Origin of the sequence: Acinetobacter pullicarnis, assembly GCF_006352475.1 — a bacterium.
Lineage (GTDB): Bacteria > Pseudomonadota > Gammaproteobacteria > Pseudomonadales > Moraxellaceae > Acinetobacter > Acinetobacter pullicarnis.
Window position 1 is genome coordinate 2,932,492 of the sequence record NZ_VCMZ01000001.1, and the last position, 14,614, is coordinate 2,947,105.

Annotated in this window: 14 protein-coding genes; 5 read left to right on the forward strand and 9 right to left on the reverse strand. The window is 41.3% G+C overall.

Going from position 1 to position 14,614, the window contains the following annotated elements; translation table 11 throughout:
* Nucleotides 1-58: 58 nt before the first annotated feature.
* A complete protein-coding gene (locus FD716_RS12975; protein ID WP_139852728.1) occupies nucleotides 59-829 on the forward strand; it encodes a DUF4377 domain-containing protein in 771 nt (256 codons plus the stop codon).
* 77 nt (nucleotides 830-906) lie between these two features.
* Here FD716_RS12975 and gdhA read toward each other — a convergent pair whose 3' ends face one another.
* Nucleotides 907-2,289: an NADP-specific glutamate dehydrogenase gene (gdhA, locus tag FD716_RS12980; protein ID WP_171477042.1), complete on the reverse strand. Its 1,383-nt coding sequence runs from the start codon at nucleotides 2,287-2,289 to the stop codon at nucleotides 907-909.
* 322 nt (nucleotides 2,290-2,611) lie between these two features.
* Here gdhA and FD716_RS12985 point away from each other — a divergent pair, with 322 nt between their 5' ends.
* The gene (locus FD716_RS12985; RefSeq protein ID WP_139852730.1) at nucleotides 2,612-3,406 is read left to right on the forward strand and encodes an RnfABCDGE type electron transport complex subunit B; all 795 of its coding nucleotides are present in this window, start codon (nucleotides 2,612-2,614) and stop codon (nucleotides 3,404-3,406) included.
* 3 nt (nucleotides 3,407-3,409) lie between these two features.
* The gene (nth, locus tag FD716_RS12990; RefSeq protein ID WP_139852731.1) at nucleotides 3,410-4,099 is read left to right on the forward strand and encodes an endonuclease III; all 690 of its coding nucleotides are present in this window, start codon (nucleotides 3,410-3,412) and stop codon (nucleotides 4,097-4,099) included.
* A gap of 49 nt (nucleotides 4,100-4,148) precedes the next feature.
* On the opposite strand, the gene FD716_RS12995 is transcribed toward nth, so the two are convergent.
* The 3 genes from FD716_RS12995 to FD716_RS13005 form a co-directional block, all read right to left on the reverse strand.
* Complete coding sequence (locus tag FD716_RS12995) at nucleotides 4,149-4,349, reverse strand: hypothetical protein (RefSeq protein ID WP_139852732.1); 201 nt, start codon at nucleotides 4,347-4,349, stop codon at nucleotides 4,149-4,151.
* 100 nt (nucleotides 4,350-4,449) lie between these two features.
* Nucleotides 4,450-5,100 carry an adenylate kinase gene (adk, locus tag FD716_RS13000; protein WP_139852733.1) on the reverse strand — a complete coding sequence of 217 codons (651 nt, stop codon included), beginning with the start codon at nucleotides 5,098-5,100 and terminating at the stop codon, nucleotides 4,450-4,452.
* A gap of 81 nt (nucleotides 5,101-5,181) precedes the next feature.
* Nucleotides 5,182-6,540, reverse strand: coding sequence for a hypothetical protein (locus FD716_RS13005; RefSeq protein ID WP_139852734.1), 1,359 nt, complete (start codon nucleotides 6,538-6,540; stop codon nucleotides 5,182-5,184).
* 658 nt (nucleotides 6,541-7,198) lie between these two features.
* Here FD716_RS13005 and mrdA point away from each other — a divergent pair.
* Complete coding sequence (mrdA, locus tag FD716_RS13010; protein ID WP_139852735.1) at nucleotides 7,199-9,199, forward strand: penicillin-binding protein 2; 2,001 nt, start codon at nucleotides 7,199-7,201, stop codon at nucleotides 9,197-9,199.
* Nucleotides 9,192-9,758 carry a 16S rRNA (guanine(966)-N(2))-methyltransferase RsmD gene (gene rsmD / locus FD716_RS13015; RefSeq protein WP_139852736.1) on the forward strand — a complete coding sequence of 189 codons (567 nt, stop codon included), beginning with the start codon at nucleotides 9,192-9,194 and terminating at the stop codon, nucleotides 9,756-9,758. The genes mrdA and rsmD overlap by 8 nt, the downstream gene beginning before the upstream one ends.
* A 79-nt stretch (nucleotides 9,759-9,837) precedes the next feature.
* Here the strand turns inward: rsmD and FD716_RS18920 are convergent, their stop codons facing one another.
* From FD716_RS18920 to lpdA, 5 genes are all read right to left on the reverse strand, one after another.
* Nucleotides 9,838-10,092 carry a hypothetical protein gene (locus FD716_RS18920; protein WP_171477043.1) on the reverse strand — a complete coding sequence of 85 codons (255 nt, stop codon included), beginning with the start codon at nucleotides 10,090-10,092 and terminating at the stop codon, nucleotides 9,838-9,840.
* 243 nt (nucleotides 10,093-10,335) lie between these two features.
* The gene (locus FD716_RS13025) at nucleotides 10,336-10,752 is read right to left on the reverse strand and encodes a hypothetical protein (RefSeq protein ID WP_228714949.1); all 417 of its coding nucleotides are present in this window, start codon (nucleotides 10,750-10,752) and stop codon (nucleotides 10,336-10,338) included.
* 127 nt (nucleotides 10,753-10,879) lie between these two features.
* Entirely contained in the window at nucleotides 10,880-11,770 is an 891-nt protein-coding gene (gene sucD, locus FD716_RS13030; RefSeq protein WP_139852737.1) for a succinate--CoA ligase subunit alpha, read from the reverse strand.
* Between the two features lie 10 nt (nucleotides 11,771-11,780).
* Nucleotides 11,781-12,947 carry an ADP-forming succinate--CoA ligase subunit beta gene (gene sucC / locus FD716_RS13035; RefSeq protein WP_139852738.1) on the reverse strand — a complete coding sequence of 389 codons (1,167 nt, stop codon included), beginning with the start codon at nucleotides 12,945-12,947 and terminating at the stop codon, nucleotides 11,781-11,783.
* A gap of 185 nt (nucleotides 12,948-13,132) precedes the next feature.
* The gene (lpdA, locus tag FD716_RS13040) at nucleotides 13,133-14,566 is read right to left on the reverse strand and encodes a dihydrolipoyl dehydrogenase (RefSeq protein WP_139852739.1); all 1,434 of its coding nucleotides are present in this window, start codon (nucleotides 14,564-14,566) and stop codon (nucleotides 13,133-13,135) included.
* Nucleotides 14,567-14,614: the final 48 nt, after the last annotated feature.

A 14,614-nucleotide genomic window follows, 5' to 3' on the forward strand; every position in this document is an offset into this window, starting at 1 on the left:
ATTCTCAAGCAGACAATCGACTAAGATAGATTTAGTTTAAATGGGGTATATATTTGAAATGAAAATGAAATTCTTAGCAATTGCACTTCTTCCTTTTGCTTTAGCAGCATGTCAATCAAGCGATGTTCAAATGGTGAAGGATACCGTGGTTAATGTAATCCAACAGCAAAATGCAGATCAAGTGTTGACAGACTACCAATGGTCTTATCAGCCTGCAGAGACTCAAACCCCAATCGTCTTGACCTTTGCTAAGCAAGATCAACGATTAAGCATTGCAACGGGTTGTAACACTCAAGGCACCACCTGGAACCTCGATAAAGGTCAACTTGTGACTGGAAACTTGATGTCAACTATGAAGGCTTGTAGCCCAGAGTTGATGAACCAAGAAAAACTTTCAAGCTCAATTTTCGAAAAACGTAATATCGCGTTTAGCCTCAATACCACCGAAGCAGAAAATCCGACTTTAACGGTATCGAATGCCAAAGGTGAAAAATTTGTATTTCAAGGTAAAATGACACCTGAAGCACAATACCAAACACAAGCTGAAATCATTTTCTTAGAAATTGCACCAGAAACAAAACCATGTACAGGTGTTGCACCACAAACCTGTTTACAGGTTCGTGAAGTTAAATATGATGAAAAGGGTCTAAAAACTCAGGTTGATAAAGACTGGACTTATTTCTACTCAGGCATTGAAGGTTATAACCATGTGCCAAAACAGCGTCAAATTGTTCGAGTGAAACGCTATGAAATTAAAAACCCAGCAGCAGATCAATCTAAATATGCCTATGTACAAGATATGATTGTTGAAAGTGAAATTGTAAAATAAGCATGTTCAAATAAAGATTAATAAAAAACCGATGCAAATGCATCGGTTTTTTAGTGCGTTTAGTTTTACGAAAAAACTTAGTAAACGCCTTGCGCAATCATCGCATCCGCAACTTTCACGAAACCAGCAATATTTGCACCATCAACATAATTAATTGTGCCGTCTGCTTGTGTACCAAATTTCACACAGTTACGGTGAATTTCTTTCATGATCGCATGCAAACGCTCATCAACTTCTTCAAATGTCCAACCGAGACGAATCGCATTTTGTGACATTTCCAAGCCAGAAGTCGCAACACCACCGGCATTTGATGCTTTACCTGGTGCATACAAAATTTTAGCTTCTACAAAATTTTCAACAGCATCTAGGGTTGAAGGCATATTGGCACCTTCAGCAACACAGAGCACACCGTTTGCAATCAATTGCGCAGCATCATCGCCATTCAACTCATTTTGTGTTGCACATGGTAATGCGATATCACATGGAATACTCCAAGGACGTTGCCCTTCTAGGTATTCGAATCCATGTTTAGATGCAAATTCTGAAATACGGCCACGTTGAACATTTTTCAAGTCCATTACTTCAAGCAATAATTCATCAGTAAAGCCATCTTTCACATACACAGTTCCGTTTGAATCTGAAAGTGAAACTACTTTAGCACCTAAGAAAATTGCTTTTTCAGCAGCGAACTGTGCCACATTACCCGAACCAGAGATCGCAACAACTTTGCCATTAAAGCTTTCACTACGGGTTTTTAGCATTTCTTCAGCAAAATATACAGTACCAAAGCCAGTTGCTTCAGGGCGCGCAAGCGATCCACCAAAAGACATCCCTTTGCCTGTGAATACACATGAAGTATCGTTGCTGAGTTTTTTCATCATCCCAGCCATATAACCAACTTCACGGCCACCGACACCAATATCGCCCGCAGGAATATCGGTGTTTGAACCTAAATGACGATAAAGCTCAAGCATTAAGGATTGGCAGAAACGCATAATTTCGCCTTCAGATTTACCTTTAGGATTAAAATCTGATCCACCTTTACCGCCACCCATAGGCAATGTGGTTAAGGCATTTTTGAAGGTTTGTTCAAAACCCAAAAATTTCAAAATTGATAAATTAACCGAAGGATGGAAACGCATTCCACCCTTATAAGGTCCGATTGCAGAATTGTACTGGATACGGAAAGCACGATTCACATGCGTTTGCCCTTGGTCATCGACCCATGACACTCTAAATTGAAAAGCGCGTTCAGGCTCAACGAGACGTTCAAGCAATCCATGGTCAGCATACTCTGGATTCTTTTCAATAAACGGCCAGATACTGGTCATTACCTCTTCAACCGCTTGTAAAAACTCAGGTTGATTCGGGTCTCTTGCTTTTACGTAATTTAAAAAGTCATTTAAGCTAGTATATTTCAACGCACTATCCTCAGCAGAAGGTGACACAAAATCGGTCATGTAACATAAAAAATGATTTGTTTTGGCGAAAAGTATTAAATATCTTTTGTAAACAATCTACAACACATTTTAATATGTTTTTTCAAATAACTCGTATAATCAAGATCTTAAATTAGCATAAAAATGGTCTATTTGGTCAGTTCTGACAAATCAAAACAGTGCATAAATCAATTAATTTAGCGCAATATTATGCATTGTATTAGACATATTTCAGTGTTCAACATCTAGAAATCTAATCTCAACAGCACTAGGCACTTTATGCTAAAATGGCGCGCTGCTTTAATTTTTTTTCCTGCTTACTGTCTCAATAGCTTTCTGAACCATGAATTTAAACATTACACTTATCCAGCAAGTCGATGCGCTATTGCCTCAAACCCAATGCGGTTTGTGCGGTCATCGTGACGGATGCCTGCCTTATGCAAAAGCAATGGTCGACGGTGAGACTGCCAATAAATGTGTCCCAGGTGGTCAACCGGTTGCCGATGCGCTTGCTGCATTATTAAAGCGCCCGATCTTGATGGCAGAGCCGAGTGTTTGGCCGATCCAAAGCGATGGACGACCACAGCGCATGAAAGCCATCATTCGTGAAGATGAATGTATTGGCTGCACCAAATGTATCAGTGCCTGCCCGGTCGATGCGATTATTGGCAGTGGTAAGTTAATGCACAGTATTTTAACGGATCTGTGCACGGGCTGTGAATTATGCATTCCCCCTTGTCCAGTCGATTGCATTGATTTAGTTCCAGAAGCCAAAGCTCTTCCAACGGAAGCGATGCAATTGCTTGAGCAAGAAGATCTCCGTGAACGCTACTTTGCCCATATCCAGCGTGAAGAAAAACTTAACGCCACCCGCAAAGGTCCAGTCGTTCGTGCTGCCATCGATGCTTCACTGTTCGCACAATTTGGTGAAAATACCCCAGAAGCCCCAGCACTAAATATACCTCTAGCAGTTGTTCCCGTCGCAGCACCGCAAGATGCACAGACCACCATTGCCTTAGCCAAGCTCCGTACTCAAATCAAAAAACTAGAAAAACAACTCTCTGTTCGCCCAGACCCCAATAAACTGCAATTGCTGCTCGACTTACAAAAACAACTCACCGAAATACAAGGAGTTTGAGTCATGGCAATTAAAAATATGACCAAAAAACAAGTGCAGACTTTTTTTGAACGACTGCGCGAGCAACGTCCACATCCGACAACTGAACTGAATTTTTCTAATCCATTTGAGTTGTTGGTTGCCGTTACGCTATCGGCCCAAGCCACGGACTTGAGTGTCAATAAAGCGACAGATAAGCTATTTCCAATCGCCAATACCCCTGAAGCCATTTATGCACTCGGTGTTGATGGCTTAAAAAGCTATATCAGAACCATTGGGCTGTATAATACCAAAGCTGAAAATGTCATTAAAACCTGTAAAATTTTAATCGATAAGCATCACAGCCAAGTACCTGATAATCGTGCAGATCTAGAAGCACTGCCCGGCGTTGGTCGTAAGACTGCAAATGTCGTGTTGAATACCGCCTTTGGGCAACCTGCTATGGCCGTTGACACCCATATTTTCCGCTTGGGTAATCGTACAGGCCTTGCCATTGGTAAAAATGTACTTGAAGTTGAACATCGTTTAATGAAGGTCATTCCCAAGGAGTTTCTGCTGGACTCACATCACTGGCTGATCTTACATGGTCGCTACTGTTGTATCGCAAGAAAACCCAAATGCAATGAATGTGTGGTGTCTGACGTTTGTCAGTGGCCTGATCGTTTTGAGTTTGGTGCTGCACGCCCAATGAAAATTGTGAAAGCTACCACGTAGGTATTGCGATCAAAGTCTTGCGTACAGCATCTGGGGAGCAAGGGCTGGCTTATTTATGCTTAGCTTTACGGTGTGCTTGATTATTCACCTTACTTTCTTTGGCTAGCTGCTGGCGCAATTGCTGCTGCTGAATTTTCTCTTGCAAAGCCTGTTGTTGAGCACGACGCAGCAAGCGGAAACTGATAAAAATCAAATAGCACAGCACAACTAAACTACACAGTAATACAGCAATTATGGCGATTTTTGACAAAAGATAATCTCACTGATCAAGTTGAAAAAAAAGAGCTCTAATCAATATTAGAACTCTTTTTTATTAAAGCGAACTGCTTTATATCATAACAGCTTCGGACTTAGCCAAGTATTGAAAAAAGTTCTTTTTGAACGTCTTCAATTGGGCGTAAACCATCAAGTTTATTATATTTTGGTGCGTCAGCAGAGGTTGCTGCACGACCTTGATAAAAACCAACCAATTGCTCAGTTTCAGTATGATAAGAAACTAAACGTTTACGAATCGTTTCTTCAAGATCGTCTGGGCGTTGAACCAAATCTTCACCAGTTTCATCATCTTTGCCTTCCACTTTTGGTGGATTATAGATCGTATGATAAATACGACCAGATGCTGGATGTTGACGACGACCTGAAAGGCGTTGCACAATCTCTTCATCTGCCACTGCAATTTCAATTACATGGTCGATATTAATCCCAACATTTTCTAAAGCTTCCGCTTGAGGAATGGTGCGTGGGAAACCATCAAAGATACAGCCATTCACACAATCAGGTTGAGTTATGCGTTCTTTGACCAAACCAATAATCAATTCATCAGAAACTAAACCACCTGATTCCATCACAGCTTTTGCTTTCAAACCCAATTCACTACCTTCACGAATTGCAGCACGAAGCATATCACCTGTTGAAATTTGGGGGATATCGTAGCGCTTACAGATCAACTGAGCCTGAGTACCTTTGCCTGCCCCAGGTGGTCCGAGTAAAATAATGCGCATAAAAAAACATCCTCATTTAAATCAATGTGTATGATACCGCTTCAAGATCAAATCAAGATTCAACCTTGTTTAAGCATCCAGTTATAAGAAAGCCACAAATAAATGTATTAAGCCCGCGACAAAACCAGTGACCCCGCCCAGCAAAATTAAAATCCATTCATCTTCCCGAAAAGCAGGTCTGAGCAAATTTTGGAATTCAGCTGGCGTCAACTCGCGAATCCGATCTTTAAACATTTGAAAGATTTTCTGTGCACGGCTCGCATTAAATGCCGGGTCGCATACAGGAACCATCGTAATTTCAATTGACCGATCAATCAAGTCCGTCTTCAGTTTTGCGTATTCTTTTAAGCCCAAAGACAATTGTAATGTGGTCCGTACTAAAGGTGTTTCCATGATCTCATTAATATGACGTTTGATGATGCGACGTGTTTTGTCCTTTTTCGGACCATACATCATTTCAGTCATAATTGATTTCAGGGTGATCAAATCTTCAGTGACCACTTTAGCAAAAACATCAGAAACTTCTTCTTGGCGCTTCATAAACGCACCTTGGATATTATAACGACCTATACGCGGAATAACAGGCTTAACCCAAGGGAAAGTATGATTTTTTGTCAATTCAAAAAATTGGAAATAACGTACATAGTGCGGTTCTAACGGGTTAAAGACCATCCAAATCGCAATCCAGTTGGTGAGAAATCCCCAGATTGCCGCCCAAAAAGGAACAGTCCAATGCCAAGGCACCAAAAACCAAACGATCATTTGGAAGATACCGAAAATCATACCGATCAGTGCACTGATATGCCAAATGAAATTAATCTCTTTTTGACCAACTTTCAAAAACATACGTACCATCAAACGACGGTCGCCTTCCATTTGGTTTACCACCATGTCGCGCATGTTGACCAAAGACTCAACATTAATGACCAGCTCGGTCACTAATTCTCTTAAGGTTTCCGGTAATTGCTTATGGGCTTGTGCATAAATTCGGCGTTTAATCGAATAAGGTAGATTTTCCCACAAAACCGCATTGCGCTCCATCATCACTTCATCAATCAGATGTTCAAGTTCAAAACCAACCTGTTCACCAATGATTCGTGCCATGTCATCTGGATCCATTGCTTCCAAGAATTCATGTAATGAGCCTAATTTTGACAAGGTATTGTCTGTAATAACCCCAGAAATTCGGCCTGCTTTACGCGGAACAATGCCTTGCCAACCAATAGGCAGTGGACCAATATGAAATCCCCAAAATTTAATTGGGTAAAACACCATTTTAAGTGCCATCCAAACATGTGCCCAGGTCACAAAAGCCGTAACCGGTATAATACTTAGCACTGCAAGGTGGTCAGGTCGTCTTAAAAAAACTTGCCACAAATCACCAAGATAACTGGGTAGACTCAAAAAGATTTGCCACAAACCACTCAGGTATTCAAACATGCATGACTCTCGTATTTATTTCTATTGGCGGTCGTATGAATTATTTAACATGACAGTTTTTAAAAACCTACACGCACAGTATAGATGAATTGTACGTGGTTTTACTGTCCTTGCTGTTGCAATCCGCAGCGTAACTGCATTGCACTGTGCAATTCCTACACCACTTGTTATGAGCGCACGCTGTACAACCCCAACGACTCAAATAATATTGAGTACTATAATAACCACTCAATTTATCATACACAAAAATTAAAGAACCGATCCAATCTACATTTAAAGTAATTTTCTTGGCGAGCAATTGTGGATCTCATTAAAAGTTAAAATATTCCCAACCTTAAATTCTGTCTCAATTAAGCACACTCAAGTTAAACATTTGATTGATTTATAACAATATAAATAACACTAAGGGAAAAATTTTTGCATTTTAAATCTGCAGTCCCTTATTATTTTTTAATCAAGCTTATGATTCCTTTTCACTGGACTTTAACAGAAATACGAATTGACTCATATACAGCAGGACACAATTTTCCTGTCTAAAATGTCAAAACGTTCCGATAAAAACCCGCCTTGCTATTAATTTTTTAGTTCTTTAAGCAATTCTAAGGTAAAATCTTTTGCTTCAACTTACTCTCACCACGTGCCGATCAAGTCGCCCAATATGAAGCAGCAGTTTCCTCTTAAAAACGTTCAACAAGAAAAGCGCATCTTTCGTGGACGAGTATTTTTCGCAATCGCGTTCGTTTTTTTCTGTTTAGCAATTTTGATTGCGCGGTATGCCTATTTGCAAATCGTGCATCATGAAGAGTTTAGCAATGCTTCCGATAAAAACCGTATTCGCTTACAACCGATTCCACCAGCACGTGGTTATATTTATGACCGTAATGGTATTTTATTAGCAGATAATTACCCTGTCTTTACCGCAACCCTTAGTAAAGCAGATGTTACTGATATTGATGATACTTTAAAGCGCTTGATCCCCGTTTTAGATCTTAGTCCTGAAGATGTTGAACGTTTTAATAGCCGTGTGAAAACCGTCAAAAAAACAGAGCGAGTCACCTTAAAACTAAATTTAACTGAAACCGATATCGCTAAATTTAGTGAAATCAAATATCAATTTCCAGGTGTTTATATTGAAACGCAAATGACGCGTTTCTATCCGCATGGTGAATTATTTGCACACGTCATTGGCTACGTCGGCCGTATTAATGATAAAGAATTAAAAAGTATCGACAAAGATGCTTATGCAGGAACCAACCTGATTGGTAAAATTGGGGTCGAAAAATCCTATGAAGATTTATTGCATGGCACACCTGGCTATGAATCGATTGAAGCCGATGCACACGGCAATGTCTTACGTCATTTAGGTCGCAAAGAATCCGTACGTGGTAATGATTTATTTTTATCACTCGATTACGGTCTACAAACTGTTGCCGCTGAACAACTTGCCGGACGACGTGGTGCGATTGTGGCCTTAGACCCGCGTACAGGTGAAATTTTGGCTTTGGTTTCAAGTCCAAGCTTCAACCCCAATTTGTTTGTAACTGGCATTGGGCATGACGACTATAGTGCACTGCGTGACAACCTCGATCAGCCCTTATATAACCGTGCCTTACAAGGTTCCTACCCACCAGGCTCTACCATTAAACCAATGGAAGCTTTAGGCGGTATTCATTATGGAACTGTCGATTGGGGAACCACCATCTCCGACCCAGGTTATTTTCATTTACCAGGTGATTCACATAAATTCCGTGACTGGAAAAAAAGCGGACATGGCAGTGTCAACATGCATAAATCAATTACGATTTCATGTGATACCTACTTTTATATTTTGGCCTACCAAATGGGCATCGAGCGCATGAATGATTGGATGCGCCAATTCGGTTTTGGTGCTAAAACTGGCGTCGACTTACCAAGTGAAAGTGAAGGTTTATATCCAAACCCCGAATGGAAAATGCGAACCCGTAAGAGTAAATGGCTCAGAGGTGAAACTATTTCAGTCAGTATTGGACAGGGCGCCTTTATTGCAACACCTTTACAATTGGCCTTAGCTACCGCGATTACAGCCAATCATGGCGCACATGTTACACCACATGTATTACGCTCAACCCGTGGTGCCAAAGTCCATGAAGTGATTAATGCACCCACAGGTAAAATCAACTTTAATGGCACAGAAGAAGACTGGATCAAAATGCGTGATGCCATGGTGGACGTGATTCAAAGCGGTACTGGCCGCGGTATTAAAACTCCGAATTATCTGATTGCGGGTAAAACAGGAACGGCACAGGTTAAAAGTATTGCACAAGGCAAACGTTATAACGAATCGATATTGACTGATCGCCAGCTCGATCATGGTCTTTTTGTCGGTTTTGCACCTGCAGAAAATCCAGAAATCGCCATCGCTGTGATCTGGGAAAATGGTCGTCATGGTGGCTCAGCAGCCAGAATTGCCCGCCCTATTTTAGATTATTGGTTAATGCAACGTAAATCTAATCCAATGCTGCCAGCCAACCATCAAGTCAGTGGTGGATTGATGACAGCAGGTATTAAACCGGGTGAGCTTGCAGCCAGCACAGTCGCTCAAGTTGCGAGCAATGCCGCTAGACTTAACAACACGATAAGTAATATACCGCCAGCAGAGGATGGAGAATTAAGTGAGTAAATCAAACAATCAATTGCGTATTATTGGTGGTGAATGGAAACGCCGTATTCTTCCCTTCGCCAATATTGATGGTTTGAGACCAACACCTGATCGTGTGCGTGAAACTGTCTTTAATTGGTTGATGTGGGATGTACAGCAAGCACAAGCCCTTGATTTATGTGCAGGTGCAGGTGCATTGGGTTTTGAAGCGTTATCCCGTGGTGCAGCGCGAGTGGTCATGATTGAACCCGATATACAGCAAGCACAATTTTTGAAAAAAAATATCGAATTGCTAAAAGCCCAGAACTGCGATGTGCTGTGTAGTACCGCTGAAAAAGTACTTGAGCATCTAAAGGGTGAATTTGATTTGGTCTTTTTAGATCCACCCTATCAACTTAACTTATGGCAATCACTGGCAGCCAAGGTTGACCCGTTAATTATTGATCAAGGCTTAATCTATGTCGAGGCAGATCAACCCCTCGATAAATTGGTCTTACCTGCAACCTGGCAGCTCTTTAAACAGATGAAAGCTGGACGTGTTCGTGCGGGTTTATATCGAAAGCAACTCACACCGATGTGATCAGCGCCAAAGGTTGAGACTGCAAAAATAGTCGTAAGTGCAAAGCTGAAGCTGCTGTGATCTGAATAAGGTTGAGTGATTAAAAAAGGGCGATTCGCCCTTTTTTATCCTCATTTAAAACGCGGTGTGCCATCCCGATTACCGTGCTGCTGTCCATATCTGTGATCATCTGAGGAAGTGACTCGACGCTGGTCACGATCATGACGTTTATGATCCTTATGCCGCTCATATCGATCATGCGTGTTGTTTCGGTCGCGATATTCATGGTTATTGTTTCGGTCATAACGATCATGATTGTAATTTCGATCATAACGCCCATAATTTGGGCGATCATCGATAGGACCAACCATACATCCCACCAATGAAAGACTGACTAGCCCAAGAACACCAATTTTTATTAGCGTATTTTTCAACATGATTATTCTCCGAGACAACCACTATAGCCTGTCGTTAAAATAACCAAAACTTGTGTAGTACAAGGGCATCTTCTGTTCGTAATTGTACCGATCTAAACACAGTATCTTCATCATTCTTCAGCATGTGGTTACGATGATCTGCAACAGTGACTTTAATCGCATTATAAAGCTCTGACCCAAAAAAGACGGACCAGCTGACCACGATCATAGGGGAAGCTTGAAATATATTCATAGCCAATCTTATTGTGACTATTCACTAAAAACTCAACACCATAGCCAAAGGAAATCGAAAGCTGTGAAATATTATCGAGGCTGCCAGATTTGGCTTGCGCACTCAATTGTTGACTATCGTAGGCCATATAATTGAAGACACGAAAGCGCTCCGTTTGATAAAGCTGATTAGAGAGTGTGGAATACTCTTTTTCTTGTGTATCGTATTCAATATCCAGAATATCGGTTGGTGCTTGCTGATTAAAATCAAAGTATTGAGTAGGTGTTGTTGTGGCTAAAGCTTCGGCAGTCACAGCACCACAGCAAAGTAGCGCGTTGCAGAGGACCAGTATTTTAATGTGTTGCAAAGTATCCCCCTTTGTTCTGTTTAATAAGTTGAGTGGGTTAATGCAGCATACTGTATTTCAAATAAAAAAGAAGCCTTACGAGAAGGCTTCTTTAATGAAAATAAATCTAAGCGCTAAAGTAGAATGCTTAAGCTAAGCCTTTCTCTTTAAGCACTGCAAGCATAGTTGAACCAAGCTCTGCAGGGCTACGGGTATAGGCCATACCTGCTTTTTCAAATGCAGCAAATTTTTCTTCAGCAGTTCCTTTACCACCAGAGATAATTGCACCAGCATGACCCATACGTTTACCAGCAGGAGCTGTAACACCCGCGATATAACCAACGACAGGTTTAGTCACATCAGATTGGATGTATTCAGCAGCTTCTTCTTCTGCAGAACCACCGATCTCACCGATCATGATGATTGCATCAGTTGCTGGATCTTCTTGGAACAATTTCAATGCATCGATTTGGTTCATACCAGGAATCGGGTCACCACCGATACCGATACAAGTCGATTGACCTAGGCCAAGCTTAGTGGTTTGAGCCACAGCTTCGTAAGTCAATGTACCAGAACGTGAAATAATACCGATACGACCTGGTTGGTGAATGTGTCCTGGCATAATACCAATTTTACATTCGCCCGGAGTGATCACGCCTGGGCAGTTAGGACCAACTAAACGTACGTTATTACCATACGTTTCGATATAACGTTTTGCTTTTAGCATATCGAGAGTTGGAACACCTTCAGTGATCACAACAATCAGGCTTACACCTGAGTTTACCGCTTCAACAATTGAATCAAGTACGAATGGTGCAGGTACATAAATAACAGTTGCATCAGCAGCTGTTTCAATGACAGCTTCTTTCATGGTGTTAAAAACAGGCAAACCAATATGTGTTTGACCGCCCTTACCTGGCGTTACACCACCAACAACTTTAGTGCCGTAAGCAATCGCTTGTTCAGAATGGAATGTACCGTTTTTACCTGTAAAGCCTTGTACCAATACTTTGGTGTCTTTATTAATTAATACGCTCATTTGATACTCCTTACGCTTTTACTGCAGCAACAACTTTTTCTGCAGCATCGGCTAGACCATTGGCAGAAATTAATTTTAGACCCGATTCATCAAGTAATTTAGCACCTAATTCAGCGTTGTTCCCTTCTAAACGAACAACCACAGGTACTGTTACATTTACTTCTTGAACCGCTGCAATAATTGCTTCAGCAATCATGTCACAACGTACAATACCACCAAAGATATTGATTAAAACACCTTGTACAGACTCATCTGCCAAGATGATTTTGAACGCTTCGATTACGCGTTCTTTGGTTGCGCCGCCCCCAACGTCAAGGAAGTTAGCAGGTTGGCCACCGTATAGTTTAATGATGTCCATGGTTGCCATTGCAAGACCAGCACCATTCACCATACAACCGATGTTACCTTCAAGCGCAACATAGTTAAGATCAAATTCAGATGCTTTCAACTCACGCTCATTTTCTTGAGATTTGTCACGTAAAGCCGCAACTTCAGGAAGACGATATAGGGCATTTGAATCGATGCTGACTTTGGCATCTACACACAAGATATCGCCATTTTCGCGTACTGAAAGTGGGTTGATTTCAAATAATTCAAAATCATTTTCAATAAATGCTTGATATGCAGCAGCCATGATTTTTACAAATTGGTTAATTTGCTTGTCTTTCAAGCCCAATTGGAATGCAATCTCACGTGCTTGGAATGGTTGTAGACCCACTAACGGATCAACTTCAACCTTTAGGATTTTTTCAGGGGTTGCTTCAGCAACTTTCTCAATTTCCACGCCACCTTCAGTCGATGCCATGAATGTGACACGACGACTTGAACGGTCAATCACGGCACCAAGATAAAGTTCGCGTTCAACTGGATAAACATCTTCAGCAATAATAATGCTGTTAACCGGCTGACCATTCGCATCAGTTTGGTAAGTTACCAAATTGGTGCCAATAATAGAGTTTGCGAAATCGATAACGTCTTGCTTAGATTTTGCAATCTTAACGCCACCTGCTTTACCACGGCCACCAGCATGAACTTGAGCTTTCATGACCGCAAATTTGCCGCCTAATTTCTCAAATGCTGCAACTGCTTCGTCTGCAACTGTTGCGAGAATGCCTTCTTGAACGGGCATTCCATATTTTTTCAACAGTGCTTTCGCTTGATACTCATGTAGATTCATTTAGTTACCTTTTTACGACTTCCAACATTGTTATGATTCGCCAATACTTAAACGTCCTTCGCAGTAAGTATCGGAATTTATTAAATCTGTTACGAAAATACACAGCAATTTTATTATATTGAACAACTAAGCTGTATATTTTTTGATAGCTAAAGAAAGAGCGGCATATACCGCTCTTTTCCGTCTTACTTACGTTTACGTTGAATCGCGTGAATGGCACGACCATCGACAGCTAAAGCTGCTTCATGTACCACTTCCGAATACGTCGGATGTGCAAACGTCATCAATTGGAGATCTTCAATACTTGAAACAAACTCAAGTGCGATCATACCTTGATGAACGATGTCAGAAGCGCCAGTACCGATTACATGCATACCCAATAGACGATCAGTTTTTGCATCAGCAACAAACTTCACAAAACCAGCAGATTCACCCGCAGCAAGCGCACGACCGTTTACAGCAAATGGGAATTGACCCGCTTTCACTTCATGGCCTTTTTCTTTAGCTTGCTCTTCTGTTAAACCAACCCACGCTGCTTCTGGGTGGGTGTAGATCACAGAAATAATCGTGTCATAGTTCACTTGTGCAGCATGACCGTGAATACGTTCAACTGCCATTACGCCCTCTTCCATTGCTTTATGTGCAAGCATTGGACCGCGTACCAAGTCACCAATCGCATATACACCTTCAACAGAAGTTGCACATTGATCATTCACTTCTACAAAACCACGATCTGTCAAAGTAATGCCAGAATCAGCAGCCAATAGACCTTCTGCATATGGCTTACGACCCACACAAACGATCAATTTGTCGAAAGTTTGTTGTTTGTCTTCACCACCTTGGGTGTAGTCAACCACAACTTCGCTGCCTTGAACTTCTGCTTTAGCGACTTTAGCGCCAACACGAATGTCCAAGCCTTGTTTGGTCAAGATTTTTTGATATTCTTTTGCAATCGCTTTATCAGCCATTGGCAAGAAGCTATCTAAAGCTTCAAAAATAACAACTTCTGAACCTAGACGACGCCAAACTGAACCCAACTCAAGACCGATCACACCTGCACCGATCACACCAAGACGTTTAGGCACTTCTTGGAATTCAAGCGCACCAGTAGAATCGACAATGATGTCTTCATACAATGGCGCAACAGGAATATTCACAGGTACAGAACCAGCTGCCAAGATTACATACTTTGCATCTAAAATCTGAACATCGCCTTCAAATGGCGTGAATTCAACTTTTTTACCAGCAAGTAATTTACCAGAACCTTGTAACCACTCGATGCCATTGCCTTTTAACAATTGCGCAACACCGCCAGTCAGTTGATCAACAACTTTATCTTTACGGGCAAGTAGTTTTTGCAAGTCTAAAGTCACGTTATCAACGCTAATCCCATGCTCTGCAAGACCATGATTCGTTGTTTCAAAGTGATGTGAAGAATCAAGCAATGCTTTAGAAGGGATACAACCCACGTTTAAGCAAGTACCGCCTAAAGATGGTTTACCTTTATGAATACGTTTTTCAATACACGCAACTTTAAAACCAAGTTGTGCAGCACGGATTGCAGCTTCGTAACCACCTGGTCCACCGCCAATAACAACAAGATCAAACTGTTGAGACATTTTTATCTCCAAAAGCCCAAATAGAGGATCACTCTATCTGGGTTGTTA